Origin of the sequence: Streptomyces manipurensis, from assembly GCF_049570255.1 — a bacterium.
Taxonomy (GTDB): Bacteria; Actinomycetota; Actinomycetes; order Streptomycetales; family Streptomycetaceae; genus Streptomyces; species Streptomyces manipurensis.
The window spans coordinates 1-14,810 of the sequence record NZ_CP186951.1 but is presented as its reverse complement, the minus strand read 5'-3'; the positions used below and the strand labels follow the sequence as shown (position 1 = coordinate 14,810).

The following is a 14,810-nucleotide window of genomic DNA, read 5'->3' as shown; positions in this document are numbered from 1 at the left end:
TGGTGTTCCTGGGGGTGGGGGTCAGTTCAGGGGGATCACTCCCTTCCCGGCGAGGGCCTCGGCGAGGCGGTGTGAGTCGCCGGTGGTGGTCACGAGGTGAGCGTGGTGCATGAGGCGGTCGGTACTCGCGCCCGCGAGGTTCTTCGGCATGATCGTGTCGAAGCCCGAGGGGTGAATGTTGCTGGTCACAGCGATGGAGCGTCGTTCGTAGGCGGCGTCGATGATGCGGTAGAACGCTTCGGCGGCGTCTTCCCCGACGGGCAGGAGGCCGATGTCGTCGATGACGATGAGGTCCGCGCGGCAGATCCGGGCGACGGTTCGTGCGGTGGACCCGTCGACCTTCGACTTGCCGATGGCGGCGCTCAGCGTCTCCAGGGTGAACCAGGACACCCGCAGGTCTTTCTCGATCGCGGCCTGGGCGAGTCCCTCGGTGAAGTGGCTCTTGCCCGTGCCGGAGGGGCCGGCGATCACCAGGTTCTCGGCGCGGCCGATCCATTCCAGGGTGATCAGGGAGTTCTGGGTGGGTTCGGGGATGGTGGAGTCCTCGGATCGCCAGGAGCCCAGGGTCTTGCCGGTGGGGAAGTTCGCCGAGTGGCGCCGAAGACGCCGGGTGGCGGCGTCGCGGCCGGTGACCTCTTCGGATATCAGCAGCCGCAGGACCTCTGCGGGATCCCAGCGTTGGGCGCGTGCGGTGGCCAGAACGTCGGGGGCCGCTTTGCGCATGTAGGGCAGGCGCATGCGACGCATGAGCTTGTCGAGTTCCTCGGACAGAGCCGGGGCCTGCGGAAACGTCATGGTTTCAAATTCCTTCGTCGGTCTGGGTGGGCGCCGATACGCTCGGCGGATGATCGATATGCAGGCGCGTAGTGACAGCGGCGACGTCGTTGAGGGGGGCTCCACAGCTTCCCCGCGGTGGCGGTCTCGCTCACCGCAGGGGCGTTCACCGACCGGCTGCGCCAGTGCTTGGCCTGGAGGATGACGCGCGCGGTCCGCACACCACCGGAGCCGTCTCGGAGGACACGGTCCAGGGAGAGGTCACGACCCCGGTCGGGCGCCCGGGTCTGCATCAGCCACTGGACGTCCTCGTGCTCCGGGATGCTGCGCAGGAGGTCGTAGAGGAGGCGCTCGAAGCCGTCGTCGTCCAGTCGCTCCCAGGGCAGTGCCAGGGTGGCAGGCCCTTTGACGTGGCCGGAGGCTGCCTGCCCCAGGTCCATGTCCGGACCGGGCAGCGGATCGCTGTCGCCCAAGGCGTGGGAGAGGATGCAGCCGTCTTGCCAGCGGTCATGGAGGTAGGGCTTGTAAGGGTCGAGGGCCGTCCGGCGGTTTTGCCACTGTCCGGTGAACAGAGCCTCAGGCGTAGCCGTGCCGGCGAACCGTAGGACGGTGCTGTGCCCCATGCCGAGTTGCCGGGCGACGGACCTCCTACTGTGCCCGGCAGCCAGGAGCGCGTGGACGGTCGCGTGCTTGGCGCGGGTGCGCTCGGCGAACCGGTGGCCCGTAGGCCATGGCTGCGAAGGCAAATCAGGCGACGTTTCAGCCTCGTCCGGCTCCGCCAGCCGGGCCGGTGCGGGCCGCAGGCAGCCGCGGTGCCGGTAGACACATTTCTCAGCGGCCTGACCAAGGTTGTGCCACAGATGCCACCGGTCAGCGGCCTGGAGGGCCTGCGGGGCGCCGCGGGTGGAGCCCTCGGCGTAGAAGACGGCACGGTCCCGGCAGATGACCTCGATGCCGGGCCGCTTCGCCAGCCACGCTGCCAGCGTGTCGGCCTCGCGATCCGGCAGCAGGTCCACCGGCCGTCGAGTCTCGACGTCGACGAGCACGGTGCCGTAGATCCGCCCCCTGCGCCGCGCATACTCGTCGACGCCCACCACGTGGGGTACCACTGCCTCAGGATCCGGCAGCGAGGCGATCAGCCGCAGGAGGGTGTTGCGGCTGACCGGTGCGCCGAAGACATCGGCCATCCGGGCGCCGGCGCGTCCGGCCAAGGCAAGGCCGACGGATGCGAGGGCCGAGCGCAGCCGTTCGGTTCGCCTTCCGTACCGGCGGGTGAGGCCAGGTATCTGCTCGGCGAAGGTCCGCCGAGGGCAGGCCGTGTCAGTGCAGGAGAACCGGCGGACCCTTAAGGACAACACCACATGCTGGCCGGCGGTCGGAAGATCACGAGGAAACCGCAGGTACGACCCGTGTACTCGCACTGACCACATTCCGCAGCTTGGGCAGGACGCCCCGCCCATCGTCGACCAGGCCTCCACCCGGCCACCGGCCTCCGCCACCTCGACCGCCACCACGTGGACGCCCTCAACCGATGCGAGCAGCACTTCTTCGAGCGTTGTCCGTACTTCGTTCACGCCGAAGCACTCTTGGTCAGCCCCCACTCACCGCAGGCGATTTCCGGGCGACATCGCACGGCATCCATCGAAGATCAACAGTCACGCTGCGTACGCGCCCACGGAAAGTGGACCAGAGCCGGTTCTCACCTACGCAGCCAGCCACGGTCCGCTTCTCCTCTGCCTGGCGCTCGGCGCGGGCCTGCCCGGTGGCCAGATGGCGGTAGAAGCCAGCGCGGGACACCCCGAGCACCCGGCAGATCCGCTTGACGCCGAAGTCGGCGCGGTTGTCGGAGATGAAGTCCCAGCGGCGAGGGCTCACTTCACCGCCCGAGCGAAATACGCGGCCGCCCGGCGAAGGATCTCGCGCTCGAGGTGCCACTCTTTCTCGGCCTTCAGCAGCCGGGCGTTCTCCGCCCGCAGCCGGGCCAGCTCCTCCGCCTCGCCACCCGTGTCACGGCGTCCGGGCACGGCCTGGGCCTCGTCCTTGCGCACCCACGTCCGCAGCGACTCCGCGGTGATGCCGAGATCCGAGGCCACCGCCGCGTAGGTCCTCTTCCCGGCGGCGGCACGGTAGAGCGGGACCGCGTCCTTCCTGAACTCCTCCGGATATGGAGACCTGCGTCCCACCTGGACATCCCTCCCTGGACCATCAAGATCCATTGTCAGGGTGTCCACTCCAAAGGATCAGGCCTCAATCGTCTCGTCGACCCTGAACGGGGGCGACTGGGGGGGCTACCACCGTGTTCCCTCAGGGCAAGGCCGTGGAGGAGCTCGCCGCGCTCAAGGAGTGCGCCGACCCACTCGCTCCGGAGCCGTTCCATCCCCCAGCCTCATACGGCGAAAGCTGCCCGCAAACAGGCAAGACCAAGCAACCTGGCGAGCATTACCAGGTCCCGGTTTGGTGGTCGCTCGCGGGTGCGATCTCGTCGATCACGGCGAGGAAGGGGGCCACGAGCGGGTTGTTGCCGGCTGTCGGCCACATCAGGCCGTAGTCGATGGTCGAGGCGTCGTGGAACGGAACGAAGACGATTCCCGGTCTGCTGTGGAACTGCTCGGCTCGGGCGGCGACCGTGCTGACACCCACGCCGGAGGCGACGAGGACCAGGACCTCCGGCCAGTAGTTCGTCGCCGGCCCTTGGGGGATGGGGCGTCCCGAGGGTGTCCGCCTGGGGAAGTACCGGTCCATCCAGTACACGGGGATGTCTGCATCCGCGATGGTGATCAGGCATGTGTCCGCGAGGTCTTCGAGCGAGACGGACGTCCTGTGGGCGAAGGGGTGGTCCGACGGGACCAGGAGCGAGCGTGGTTCCGTGAACATGAGCCGCCCGGTGGTGATGTCGGGCTCGTGCACCGGGAACTCGGTCATCTGCAGGTCCACGGTGCCGGCCCGGAGGGCGCCGAGCGGGTCGCGGAGCTGGATCTCCTGGATCTCGACCGCGCAGTCCGGGTTTCGGGCACGGAACAGGTCGGCGGCTTGGACCACCAGATTCCCGCACCACGGACCGGACCAGCCGACCCGAACCACGCCCTTGATCCGCACACCGCGGCCGGTCGCGATGGCCTGGGCGAGCCCGCTGGTTATCTGCTGGTACGCGGGCAGCAGGTCCTCGCGCAGCTGCCGGCCCAGCCCGGTCAGCTCCACGCTGCGGCTGCTGCGTGCGAACAGGGGTGCGCCGACGCGGCGCTCCAGCCTCCTGATGATCTGGCTGACCCGACTCGTGGTCACATGCAGGCGCTCAGCGGCCCGTCCGAAATGCAGTTCCTCCGCCAGCGTGAGGAAGGCCTCGAGCTCGAAACGTTCCAACATGTACCCACCTCTGTCCGTGTACTCACGCTCAACAAGCGTGTTGTGATCCGGTCTTGTCGTGTGCTGGCCGATCTTGAACGCTAGAGATACCGCCATCGTGCACGCCCCCGCCATTTGCGGGTGCCTCCGCGGGGCGTTCGCCCCTGTCGTGTGAGAACGGAGCCCGCCGTCGTGAGCAAGGTTGTCGTCGTGATGTACGTATCGATGGACGGAGTGGTCGAAGGACCCTCGTGGACGTCCTCCTTCTGGAACGCAGAGCACGCCAAATACCAGCACGGCCAGTTGATCGCGAGCCGCGCGCTGCTGCTCGGCCGTGTGACGTACGAGGAGTTCGTCGCCTCATGGCCGATGCGCGACGAGTCGGATGCCTTCACCGCCCGTATGAACCGCATCCCGAAGTACGTGGCCACGACCACGCTCGACAAGGCGGAGTGGAACACCGTCATCCTCGAAGGCGACGTCGTCGAGCAGGTGGCCCTGCTCAAGTCCGAGCCCGGTGAAGACCTCCTCGTCTACGGCAGCGTGACCCTGGTCGACCACCTCGTCGCGAACGGTCTCGTCGATGAACTCAAGCTGTTCGTCCACCCGGTCGTCGTGGGCACCGGGCGGCGCCTGTTCTGCGACGGTGCGGTCGGAACCACGTGGACGCTCGCGGGCACGGCGGCGTTCAGTTCCGGAGCGGTCGTCCTCGACTACCGACCGGCCAAGGCCCCGTGACCACCCCGGACCGCGAAACTCGGCTCCTCGTTGAACCCCTCTCGGTTCACTGTCCCAAGACAAGAGATCGGAACTCCTATGCGCAAGATCATCAACTCGACCTACGTCTCCCTCGACGGTGACATCGAAAAGCTCGACCAGTGGTCCTTCGACTACTGGAGCGACGAACTGGACCGCTACGCGACCAAGCTTCTGGGGGATGCCGACGCGCTGCTGATGGGCCGCGACACCTACGTGAACTTTGCGGCCGCCTGGTCCGGCCGGGCCGGCGCGTTCGCCGACCGCATGAACGCCATCGACAAGTACGTGGTCTCGTCGACCCTGAACGGGGGTGACTGGGGAGCAACCACCGTGTTCCCACAGGACAAGGCCGTCGAGGAGCTCGCCGCGCTCAAGGAGCGCGCCGGCGGCGACATCCTCATGTATGGCTTCGGCCCGGTCGCCAAGACCATGCTCGACCACGACCTGCTCGATGAGATCCACTTCTGGGTCCACCCGGTGATCGCCGGCGGCGGGTCTCTCGCCGCCGACGGATTCCGGCACCGGCTGCGGCACACGGGCACCAAGGCTCTCGACACCGGAGTCGTGGTCCTCTCGTACGAGCGCTCGAACGCGGCAGCGGCCCAGTAGTCCCCGAAACCGTGTCCGCCAGCCGGGCGCTGTCGGGTCGGCGTGTTTCGCCCTGCAAGGGTTCCCTGCTGCCCGGCAGAAGGGGGATCCTGCCCGGTGTGGGGCGGAACGGCTCGGGCGACTTGGGCGCAGGCCGTCCGAGGCGCGCCACACCGGACGGGGTCAGGCAGCTGCGAGCACCCTGTTCAACTGCTCGGTGACCTGGGCCAGGACCCGCCCGGCAGTGGCCATGTCCTGGGCGGAGATGTCTGCGTAGGCCATCCGCATCGCGCCGTCGACGTCACTGCGAATGTCCTGGAACCGTTCCTGGCCGGTCGCGGTGACACGCACGCTGTCCGTGGGGCCCGCCTCGAGCAGGCCGTTCGCGACAAGACCGGTGACGGCGGCACTGGTGGTGCCGGGGTCGGCCTTGAGCGCGCCACCCAAGCGGCCGAGGAGTTCTTCTCGGGGGAGCCCGCCGCCGGCCCCGGACGTCAGGGTCAGGCCGACCCACTTCTGGTATGTCATGCCCGGGTGGGCGCCAAGGATCTTGTCGAGCATCGCGCGGTGCGCGTTCTCGGCCTGGCCGAGGATCTGCGGGTTCAGGACGGATGTCATGGGTGGCTCCTCCAAGGCGACTCGAGGCGGCCCTGGGAGGGCCGCTTCCGTGAAGATAATGTACATGGCTATTAAGTACATGGCTACTATTTTCTGAGGCTGCTTCACCGGTTGGTGAAGCGTGGGCACCCCCTTGGGGTGGGGGGAGGGGTCGCGGTGCGTCACCTTGTTGTTCGATTGTGAGGGGAGGGGTCCGGATGAGACCGCGCGGTCCGCACGTCCGGCCGATCCGCCCCTCTGGCGCTCCTGCTGGTGCTCCTGCCGGTGTAAGCGGCCGTGAGCCTCAGGGCGATGGTGGCGGTTCCGGCGGCGGCTGCCGTGCTCAGGGCGATGAACGCGTCGGGTATCCAGATCCATAGGGCCCGGGGGCCCACGAGAGCGAGGGCGGCCACCAGGGCGATCCAGGGCAGGGCGCCGGCCAGGCACCACAGGACGGTGCGGGCGACGCGACGCGGCGCGGGCCGCCGGAGCAGGGCGACTGATCGGAAGGCTGCGGCGAGGAGGGCGAGGGCCAGGGCGGTGAGGCCCCAGACGGTGGCGTGGTAGGGCGCGGCCGAGGGTGCACCGGTGGGGGCGGCGCCTCCAGCGAGGATGCGGGCGGCGCCGAAGCCGACCTGCATGACCGCCCCGTCGTGAAGGAGGCCGTGCAGGTTCTGCTGGAGGACGAGGGCGAGGTCCTGGTCCGGCAGGAGGAGGATCATGGCGGAGTAGCCGGGGGTGGCACCGGTGTGCCAGATCGCGGTGTCGAGGGGGGCCTCCAGACCGCCGACGCGCCAACCGAGCCCGTATCCGGTTTCGGCGCCGGACGGGTGGAGCCGGCCTGGTTCACGCATGAGACGGATGGACTCGGGAGTCAGGACGGTCGTGCTTTTGCCGGCCTTCCCTGACCGGAGTTGGAGGGAGGCGAAAGCTGCGAGGTCGTTCAGGTCTCCTCCGGTGTAGCCGTAGGCGGCGCCGTCGTCGTCCACACCGTCGGCGATCGCGGACGGTACGCCCCACAGGAGCTGGTGCCCGGGCGGAAGGTTCCTCTCCCGCGAGGACGTTCGGTCGGCGATCGCCCCGTGCATGCCGGCAGGGCGCAGGACGCTGTCCCTGAGATGGTCGGCAAAGGACCGGCCGGTCACGGATTCGACCACGGCGGCCAGGACGAGGTAGTTGGCGCTGGTGTACGCGTACGTGGTGCCGGGCGGGCCGAGAGGCTGCAGTTCGTCCAGCTCGGCGACGCGCTCCGCCGCGCCCGGGCAGTCGGCCTCGACGCAGTCGGTGACCTTGAAGGTGGCCGATTCGGGAAGGCTGGCGGTCTGCTGGAGCAGGTGGCGCACGGTGACCCGACTGGCATGGCTCTCGCCGCCGAAGTGAAAGGCCGGCAGGTGGTCGACGACCGGGTCGTCGAGTCGGATCCGGCCGTCCTGTACGAGGGCCATCACGGCGCTCGCCGCGATCGGTTTGGCGACCGAGCCCCACAGGAAGGGGGTTTCGGCCGTAACCCGTTCGCCGTGCCCGTCCACTCCCCAGGCTCGTGCGTGGATCGGCCCGTCAGGTCCGACCACGGCGTAGGAGAGTCCGGGCGCGCGGGTGGCCTCCATGCGCTCCCGTACATAGGCGTCCATCGCCGCGAAGCGGTCCGCCGGGGCGGGCGGGTGCGCCACTGCCGGCGCCTCGCCTAAGGGCGGCAGGGCAAGCAGGAAGGAGGCTGTGGCTGCGGCGGCTGGTCGGAGCAGGCTGGGCATGAGGAGCTCGTCCTTCCGTGGGGCACGGCGGATAACCGTATGGAGATATGGTTATAACCGTACGCTGGTACGGTTATCAAGTGCCGAGAACCGCCGATCACGAACAGCGCCGCCGTCAGATCGCGGACGCCGTCAGCCAGTTGATTTCCCGGAGCGGGCTCGACGCCGTCACTGTCGCGCGCACCGCCGCCACCGCGGGCATGTCCGTGGGCCTGGTGCAGCACTACTTCCGAAACAAAGATGAGATGCTGCTCCACGCCTTCCGCGAGATCTCCGCCCGCATTCGCGTCCGCGTCGAGGCACGCATCAGGGACGGCGTCGAGCACCGGTTGCCGATCGCACGGGTCATGGCAGAGGTGATGACCGAGTGCATCCCCCTGGACGAGGCCCGCCGCACCGAGTACCGCGTGGCCCGCGCCTTCGCCGGCCGCGCCCTCGACGCCCCGGCCCTCGCCGAGGTCGACACCGAGACCGCACGAAAGATGCGCGAGGACATCGCCCGCGCCGTCCACAACGGCAAGGAGTGCGGCGAGGTCGACGAGCGCCTGGATCCGCTGCCCGCCGCCGTACGCCTCGTCGCAGTCATGGAGGGGCTCGCGCTTCAGGTCTACCGCGAGCCCGCGGGGGCGGCGGTGGCCCGGTTGGTGGCCCCCCTGCTCGACGCCGAAATCGCCACCGTCTTCACCGGCGAGTGCCGCCAGTACGCAGGGCAGGTGGCGCACCCCTGAAGGCGGGCAGTCGTCCGCGGGTTGCCGGGCGACGGGTGGGCCGTCATGCCCGCCCGAAAATAGTAGCCATGAACATAATAGGCATCTACTCTATTCGGCATGAGCAAGGTATCGCCGGGCCCCACGACCGGATTCCTGGTGTGGCGGCTTTCCAACAAGTGGCGCGTCGCGGTCGACCGCGCGGTGGCACCGCTGGGCCTCACCCACGCGCAGTACTCGCTGGTCTCATCACTGCACGGCATGCAGCGTGCCGGCGAGCGGCCCAGCCAGCGCCGCCTCGCCGACCACACCGGCCTGGAGGCGCTGTACGTCTCGAAACTGGCACGCGCCCTGGAGTCGGCCGGCCTCATCGACCGCACCCGCGATCCCCGAGACCCGCGTGCCGTACAGCTCACCCTCACCGAGCAGGGCCAGGCCATCACGAGGCAGGCCATCGACGTGGTCCAGGAACTGCACCAGCAGCTGCTGGAGCCGCTCGGCGGCCTCGGCGCCCCGCGGACGCGCGCCTTCACCGACGAGCTGAGGACCCTGCTCGATGCACCTCTCACCCCATTCCCGCCGAACGGCCAGAGGAGCACACCATGACCGCCACCGCATCCAACCCCGCACCTGTTGCCGACGCCCGGGCCCTCGGCCTGGCTCACTACGCCGCCCGCGGCCTACTGGAACACGTCCTGGCCCGGCACGGCGCCACGTTCCAGGAGCAGGTCGCCCTGCGCGCCGCCATCACCACCGACGCCCCACTGACGCCGGACGCTCTCATCGACCAGATCCGGGACTCCCTCAAGGCCGACCCGGCCGACATCCGCGCCACCCTCGACGGGCTGCTGGACAGGCAACTGCTCGCCACGGACGGCACGCACCTGCACTCCACGGACGCGGGACGCGCGCTGCTCGCCGCCGCCGGCGCGGACACCGGCCCCATCAGCGCACGGATCTGGGGCGGGATACCCGCCGAGGACCTGGCCGCCGCCGGGCGCGTCCTCGACCTGGTCGCCGAGCGCGCCAACGCGGAGCTTGCGGCGCTGACCGCCTGACCTCCGGACCGGCCCTGTAACCGATAACCGAGGCCGATCGACTGCCCGAAGACCGGCTATCCGGCTTCGGGCCGAGCGGCAGCCGATCCGTCGTTCGCTCGGCGGCGTCGGTGGTAGGCCACGGTGAGGACCGCGAGGAGCGGGCCCCAGGCGAGGAGCGGGGCGTACGTCGTCCACAGTGCCCAGGCGGCCGGACCGCTGGTGGGAAAGCCTTGGCCGGTCTCGTTCAACGGCTCCACGAAACCGAAGATCTGGTTCAGCACCTTCAACGGCGGGTCGTGAGCTACTGGAGTTGCTACTACCGCGGCACCTACGCGAGTTTTCAGGGTTACCCGGGGCGCACACCCTGCTGGCGACTGGAGCAAGGTTGGGCCAGGAGTGCCCGGCTCTGTCGGAGGCAGCGGACCGCAGGAGGGCCTACGGTGCGCAGCCGCAGTGCGGCTCGCTCGCCTGCAGAGGCTTGGGTGATGTCGGTGCCGGCGAGGCTGTCAGCGCCTTCCACGTTGCCTCATCGAGTGTGAGGTCGAGGGTGCGTCCGGGAAAGCGGACTGCGTGGCGGGTGCCTCCGCCACCGAACCTCGCTGCGCACGGACAACCCGCACATCCCCGTGACGCGCCTGACCAGAACCACCCAAGAACCAGCCGGCGCGGCCCACACCCGCGACAGCCTCGCCCCGGCCGGCCTGCTGCCGCGCATCCTGCGCTCCACCCGACTGCTCCCCCTCGCCGCCGAACTCGACATCAAACAGCTCACCGCGGCCTTGGGCATGTCCTACAACGGGGCAGCCCACTACAGGTAACCCCGCCGGTGCTGGTCCTTGGTGCCACGCGTTCAGGCCCGGCCTGTTTGTCAGTGGGCGGTTCTACCCTGCGGCCATGACACCGCCTGGATTCAAGTACGGCTATCTTCAGCCTCTGTTCGCGGACATCGAGCGTCTGCGAGGGGAGGGTGCGTACCGGCAGCTGCCAGCGCCGCAGCCATCGAGCAGCCTGGCCACGGACGACGCGCCGCTGGGCCCGTACGCCGCATCCACGCTGATCCGTAACTCGTTCACCGCGGCAGTCGCGCACGCGGACGCGCTGCGCAGGATCGTGCTGCACGGCGAAGTGGATCCCTCGAGTCCGTGGACCCTCATGCGCGGCGCTCTGGAGAACCTTGCGACCGCTACCTGGCTCCTCGGGGGCAACGACCGTGCCGAGCGTCGCCAACGGACCCTGCGCCTGTGGCGAGAGGACATGAGAAACCGTGCTCAGCATGAGAAAGACACCAACCACGTGCCGACCGCTGGTGGCAAGACGGGACGGGAACGCGTCCAGGACATCGACGACCTGGCCTCGTCCCTGGGCATCCAGGGCAGACTCGCCAAGCCGGAAGCGGGGAAACTGATAGCGGAAGCCGCCGACGGCATCGGCCTCCAGTCCCGCCAGGTCAGCGCAGCCTGGCGCGCCGCCTCAGGATTCGCCCACGGCCGCTACTGGCCCAACCTCCGCGCCTCCATGCTGCGCGACGCCGTACCCGGAGGCCCCGACCATGTGCTCATGGCGCTGGTCATCGACGAGAGCGAGCACCGGCCGCTCACTCAACACACCCACGCTTTCCTGAAACACGTCCAGAACAGGTACACCATGCGGGCCACAGCCCACTGACGCCACGGCCTCCTCACAAGCAGCCGCCCCGCTACGGCTGCGCCCAGTGGATGCCGAGCTCCGCGAGAAGGTCGAGTTGTGTCTGGTTGAGCTTGGCCCGCCTGCTCTTGGTGTTGGTCAGCCAGATGCCGAGTTTCACGGCGTGCTCGGTGCCGTCGATGTTCACGGTCTCGACATGTCCCCTGGGGACCGTCACCGATCCCGTACGCGCCACGTACTGCGCGAGGGCCTGCAAGCCCTTCTGGAAGGCCTCCCCACCGGCCCGCGGCCCGGACGCCGCACCCGTCTTCACCGCCGTCTTGCGGGCTCGTGAGGCCTTCTTCACGCCGAGTTCGCCGAGCCGGCGCTGCTGCTCGGCGTTGAGCCGCGCCCAGTTCCTGCGCTGCGTGGCGAGCCACCGCCCGACGTCGTCCCCGTGCCGGGTCACCCCGGGCACGACCGCGGCCAGGCGCGCGCCCTCGGCGAGGAGCTGCGTCAGGTAGGCGTAGTGCCGCTGCCAGTCCACGGTCCACCCCAGTGCGGCCGGGTTCCAGTCCGGGTCGACCGCGGCCAGCGCCGCGGCCCGCCGCTGCGCGCGTACGGGGTCCTTCCCGAGCCCGCCGGGGCGGCGGATGTTCGTCAGCCACTGCCCGATCTGGACGTCCATGATCGTGGCGCCCCGCGGCGCCGCGAGGCTCCCGTGGAGCTCGTAGTAGGCCCGCGCCGCGCCGAGGTTGGCTGCGAAGCCGGCGTCGGCGGTGTCCCACACGATCCCCAGCCCCTCCAGCTCGGCCGCCCGTTCGCCGGTCATGGTCCCGGCCCGGTACGCCCGCCGCTGGTCCGACAGCCACCGCCCCAGCGGGAACGCCCCCGCCGCCTCCACGTGCTCGTACGGGACCTCCAGATCCCCTTCCCGCTGCCGGTACCGGTGCGCGGCCTCGGCTCCCCGACGCCAGTCCTGCCGTTCGGTGTTGATCACCTGGTAGCTGATCCACTTCGCGATCAGCGCCGGGTCCCGCGGCGTCGCGAACTTCAGCAGCAGCCGCGACTCCTCCTCACCCTCCTCCGGCTCCTGCCCGACCGGCCGAGACGGGTCCACGATCCTTTTCTGATTCGCCTGCGGAATAGCAAGCATTTCCACAGCCTTTTCATCATGCGCCCGCAATCCCGCCAAAACCCGCACCAAAGGCCTATAGGAATCCGACGAAAGCATGTCCTCCGGCTTTTCGCCTTCCCGCAGAAAAACAGGCACGATCAGGGTGGCCATTTTCCCCTCACCGGGCTTCTGCCGCAATGCCCGACCGATCGCCTGGACGATATCGACGGCCGACCCCTTCGGATCGATCAGAGCCACGCTGTCGGTGGCCCGAATGTCGACGCCCTCGCCCAGGACCCGGCAGTTCGAGAGCACGGCGCGCCCTGCCCTGCGCCCGAAGTCCGCGAGGACCGTCTGCCGGTGGGAGCCGTCGTGTTCCCCGCACAGCCAGCCGGCCCACACCCGCCCGGGATGCCGCCCGGGGTCGACGGCGTGCAGCCGCGACGCGACCCGCTCCAGCCCTACGGCAAAGGCCTCCGCCTCCATGGTCCGGTGGTGGAACGTGATGGTGGTCTGGAGCCCGTGCTCGGCCATCGTCTCCAGCAGCGCGGTCTGCGTCGCCGCCAGCCGCTGCCCCCGCAACTGCTCCTCGTACCGCTCCTCACTATTCAGCCGCTGCGGTGTGACGACAGGGTCGGTGAGTTCCGCCACCACAATCTGATACTTCGCCAAAAGCCCCCGGGAAATAGCCGAAGCAAGCGAAAGCTCATAGACAACAGGCCCGAACACTGCTGGATCGTCCATCGAGCAGGCGAGGTCCTTCGGCAGCCGGTCCCACCGCGGCCGGGCCACGTACACCCGCCCCTCCGCCTCAGCCCCCTCCCTCCGCTCCTCCTCTGCGCGCCGGCGGGCCTCCTCCTGCCCCCGCTCCTGCGCCCGGGACCGCGGCGCCCGCTCCATCCAGACCCTTGGGGTCGCGGTCATGTAGAGCCGACGCATCGCGGGGATGACCTCCTGGCGGTGGACGTCCGCCCACGCCTTCCCCGCCGACCCGGACGTGCGGTGCGCCTCGTCGACAATCACCAGGTCGAAGACGTCCATCGGCAGCCCGTACGCGCCCTCATGCGCCTCGGCGATGACCGGCAGCGACGCGTAGGTCGCGTACACCGTCACCGGGCCGCGCCCGTGCCACAGCCCGAGCTGGGGCGCCGACGTCGTTGTCCGTACACCGTCCTGCCACAGCTGCGGATCGTCCTCCAGGGAGCAGACCGCGACAGCTGGCCCGGTGTGTCCGGCGAGCCGCCACTCCCGCACCGTCTGCGTCAGCAGATCGAGCGTCGGTAGCAGCACCAGGACCCGCCCGTGCCGCGCCAGCCGGAGCGCCGCCGCCGCGGCGATAAAAGTCTTCCCGGTCCCGCACGCGGAAACGACCGTAGCCCGTAGTCCCGCCTCCGGAATCCGCTTTCCCGGCGGGATATCCAGCCCCCCGACAATCGCCTCCACCGCCTCCTCCTGGTGAGGACGCAGCACGATGTCACCAGACTTCTGCACTCGGCACTCCACGGAACTAGAAGCGGCGGGCAGACCCGCCAGGGAGGGGGTGGCGATGTTCTCGGGATCCTACACACCTACACGCATCACATACAGCGTGATGCACACAGAAGACTGTACCGCGGCCGACTGGCCCAGCCGCCCGATTCGATCCGACTCAGCCCCGATGGGTCCGCGCTCATCACGGGTGCCTGATCATGAACCTGGAGCATCACCCCGTCCGGGGGTGAGCTCGGTTCAGGTAGGGGTGGGGAAGTTGCTGGACGGGTTCGAGCTGTGGCTGCGCAAGATCGTTGGGCCACTGTTCATGGGCGTGTGCATGTGCGGTGTCGGACTGTCCGAGGAAGGCTGGTGGCTTCCCTTCCGGCTGCTCTTCATCGCCGGCGGCATAGCTGCGTTCTGGGAGTGCATGAAGGAGACGTGGAAGCTCGTGCGCAGCAAGGAGTCGACCAAGGCGCGGTTGGACCGCCTGGAGGATGAAGCCTGGCGGCAGTAGGCCGAGCGTCCTAGCTCTCCGCGATCCGGGCCTGGGTCGGCGCCGGCAAGCGTTCGCGTGGCCCTTTTGCCCCGGCGCCGGTTAGGCCGTAACCACCCCCGCGCAAGCCGGGAGGTTGATGCCGTTTGGTTTCCCGTGCTGGAGGCTTCGCCACCGACCCCGTCGAAGGAGGACGTTAACCGGGGCCACTGACACCACCAGTGCACCCCACTGCTGCCGGCGCCCGCGGCAGCGGGCCGGATCCTGGAGGCGCAGCCGGAAGGATCGGGTGGGAGCGTAAGCGGACACCCCTGGCGGGCCGAAGGCCCGTCAATGCCCGCGCTTGCGCGGGCATCTGGTGGTGCGTCAGCGCCACCAGCTCGGCGCTTGCGCCGAGCTTCTCGATGGGCCGCTCGCGGCCCATCAATTCCCGCGCCTGCGCGGGAATCCGGCGGTGCGTCAGCACCGCCCGCCCGGAGCGCAGCGGAGGGCGTCTCTCCTGAGCGCGCCAGCGCTCGGTTACCCTGCCTGCGCCACTTCAACTTT

Annotated in this window: 15 protein-coding genes and 1 pseudogene; 8 read left to right on the top strand and 8 right to left on the bottom strand. The window is 69.2% G+C overall.

Annotated elements, in window-relative coordinates:
* Positions 1–21: 21 nt before the first annotated feature.
* The 4 genes and pseudogenes from istB to ACPU2J_RS35375 form a co-directional block, all read right to left on the bottom strand.
* Complete coding sequence (gene istB, locus ACPU2J_RS35390) at positions 22–795, bottom strand: IS21-like element helper ATPase IstB (protein ID WP_420077943.1); 774 nt, start codon at positions 793–795, stop codon at positions 22–24.
* Entirely contained in the window at positions 792–2,348 is a 1,557-nt protein-coding gene (locus tag ACPU2J_RS35385) for an ISL3 family transposase (protein WP_423835067.1), read from the bottom strand. The genes istB and ACPU2J_RS35385 overlap by 4 nt, the downstream gene beginning before the upstream one ends.
* A 139-nt stretch (positions 2,349–2,487) precedes the next feature.
* Positions 2,488–2,957, bottom strand: a pseudogene (locus ACPU2J_RS35380) (transposase); the annotation flags it as partial.
* 256 nt (positions 2,958–3,213) lie between these two features.
* The gene (locus ACPU2J_RS35375) at positions 3,214–4,137 is read right to left on the bottom strand and encodes a LysR family transcriptional regulator (protein WP_399823656.1); all 924 of its coding nucleotides are present in this window, start codon (positions 4,135–4,137) and stop codon (positions 3,214–3,216) included.
* Between the two features lie 171 nt (positions 4,138–4,308).
* On the opposite strand from ACPU2J_RS35375, the gene ACPU2J_RS35370 reads away from it, so the two are divergent.
* Positions 4,309–4,854: a dihydrofolate reductase family protein gene (locus tag ACPU2J_RS35370; protein ID WP_423835066.1), complete on the top strand. Its 546-nt coding sequence runs from the start codon at positions 4,309–4,311 to the stop codon at positions 4,852–4,854.
* A 78-nt stretch (positions 4,855–4,932) separates the two neighbouring features.
* Complete coding sequence (locus tag ACPU2J_RS35365; protein ID WP_420077940.1) at positions 4,933–5,484, top strand: dihydrofolate reductase family protein; 552 nt, start codon at positions 4,933–4,935, stop codon at positions 5,482–5,484.
* A 162-nt stretch (positions 5,485–5,646) separates the two neighbouring features.
* Here the strand turns inward: ACPU2J_RS35365 and ACPU2J_RS35360 are convergent, their stop codons facing one another.
* A complete protein-coding gene (locus ACPU2J_RS35360; RefSeq protein WP_423835065.1) occupies positions 5,647–6,081 on the bottom strand; it encodes a MarR family winged helix-turn-helix transcriptional regulator in 435 nt (144 codons plus the stop codon).
* A 161-nt stretch (positions 6,082–6,242) separates the two neighbouring features.
* Positions 6,243–7,730, bottom strand: a complete 1,488-nt coding sequence (locus ACPU2J_RS35355) for a serine hydrolase domain-containing protein (RefSeq protein ID WP_423835064.1) — start codon at positions 7,728–7,730, stop codon at positions 6,243–6,245.
* A gap of 161 nt (positions 7,731–7,891) precedes the next feature.
* On the opposite strand from ACPU2J_RS35355, the gene ACPU2J_RS35350 reads away from it, so the two are divergent.
* From ACPU2J_RS35350 to ACPU2J_RS35340, 3 genes are all read left to right on the top strand, one after another.
* Positions 7,892–8,539, top strand: coding sequence for a TetR/AcrR family transcriptional regulator (locus ACPU2J_RS35350; protein ID WP_423835063.1), 648 nt, complete (start codon positions 7,892–7,894; stop codon positions 8,537–8,539).
* A gap of 99 nt (positions 8,540–8,638) precedes the next feature.
* Complete coding sequence (locus tag ACPU2J_RS35345; protein WP_423835062.1) at positions 8,639–9,124, top strand: MarR family winged helix-turn-helix transcriptional regulator; 486 nt, start codon at positions 8,639–8,641, stop codon at positions 9,122–9,124.
* Positions 9,121–9,576 carry a MarR family transcriptional regulator gene (locus ACPU2J_RS35340; RefSeq protein ID WP_420077935.1) on the top strand — a complete coding sequence of 152 codons (456 nt, stop codon included), beginning with the start codon at positions 9,121–9,123 and terminating at the stop codon, positions 9,574–9,576. The genes ACPU2J_RS35345 and ACPU2J_RS35340 overlap by 4 nt, the downstream gene beginning before the upstream one ends.
* A 56-nt stretch (positions 9,577–9,632) precedes the next feature.
* Here ACPU2J_RS35340 and ACPU2J_RS35335 read toward each other — a convergent pair whose 3' ends face one another.
* Positions 9,633–9,845: a hypothetical protein gene (locus ACPU2J_RS35335; RefSeq protein ID WP_420077934.1), complete on the bottom strand. Its 213-nt coding sequence runs from the start codon at positions 9,843–9,845 to the stop codon at positions 9,633–9,635.
* A 339-nt stretch (positions 9,846–10,184) separates the two neighbouring features.
* On the opposite strand from ACPU2J_RS35335, the gene ACPU2J_RS35330 reads away from it, so the two are divergent.
* Positions 10,185–10,376, top strand: coding sequence for a hypothetical protein (locus ACPU2J_RS35330; RefSeq protein WP_420077933.1), 192 nt, complete (start codon positions 10,185–10,187; stop codon positions 10,374–10,376).
* A 76-nt stretch (positions 10,377–10,452) separates the two neighbouring features.
* Positions 10,453–11,223, top strand: coding sequence for a hypothetical protein (locus ACPU2J_RS35325; protein WP_423835061.1), 771 nt, complete (start codon positions 10,453–10,455; stop codon positions 11,221–11,223).
* Between the two features lie 31 nt (positions 11,224–11,254).
* Here the strand turns inward: ACPU2J_RS35325 and ACPU2J_RS35320 are convergent, their stop codons facing one another.
* Positions 11,255–13,789 (bottom strand): Helicase associated domain protein, encoded by a 2,535-nt coding sequence (locus ACPU2J_RS35320; protein ID WP_423835060.1) that lies wholly within the window; start codon positions 13,787–13,789, stop codon positions 11,255–11,257.
* 256 nt (positions 13,790–14,045) lie between these two features.
* Here ACPU2J_RS35320 and ACPU2J_RS35315 point away from each other — a divergent pair, with 256 nt between their 5' ends.
* The gene (locus ACPU2J_RS35315) at positions 14,046–14,285 is read left to right on the top strand and encodes a hypothetical protein (RefSeq protein WP_423835059.1); all 240 of its coding nucleotides are present in this window, start codon (positions 14,046–14,048) and stop codon (positions 14,283–14,285) included.
* Positions 14,286–14,810: the final 525 nt, after the last annotated feature.

Excerpts from the sequence above, each read along its gene's own strand:
- istB (WP_420077943.1), bottom strand. The coding sequence starts at position 795 with ATGACGTTTCCGCAGGCCCCGGCTCTGTCCGAGGAACTCGACAAGCTC.
- ACPU2J_RS35375 (WP_399823656.1), bottom strand. The coding sequence starts at position 4,137 with ATGTTGGAACGTTTCGAGCTCGAGGCCTTCCTCACGCTGGCGGAGGAA.
- ACPU2J_RS35365 (WP_420077940.1), top strand. The coding sequence starts at position 4,933 with ATGCGCAAGATCATCAACTCGACCTACGTCTCCCTCGACGGTGACATC.
- ACPU2J_RS35360 (WP_423835065.1), bottom strand. The coding sequence starts at position 6,081 with ATGACATCCGTCCTGAACCCGCAGATCCTCGGCCAGGCCGAGAACGCG.
- ACPU2J_RS35345 (WP_423835062.1), top strand. The coding sequence starts at position 8,639 with ATGAGCAAGGTATCGCCGGGCCCCACGACCGGATTCCTGGTGTGGCGG.
- ACPU2J_RS35340 (WP_420077935.1), top strand. The coding sequence starts at position 9,121 with ATGACCGCCACCGCATCCAACCCCGCACCTGTTGCCGACGCCCGGGCC.
- ACPU2J_RS35325 (WP_423835061.1), top strand. The coding sequence starts at position 10,453 with ATGACACCGCCTGGATTCAAGTACGGCTATCTTCAGCCTCTGTTCGCG.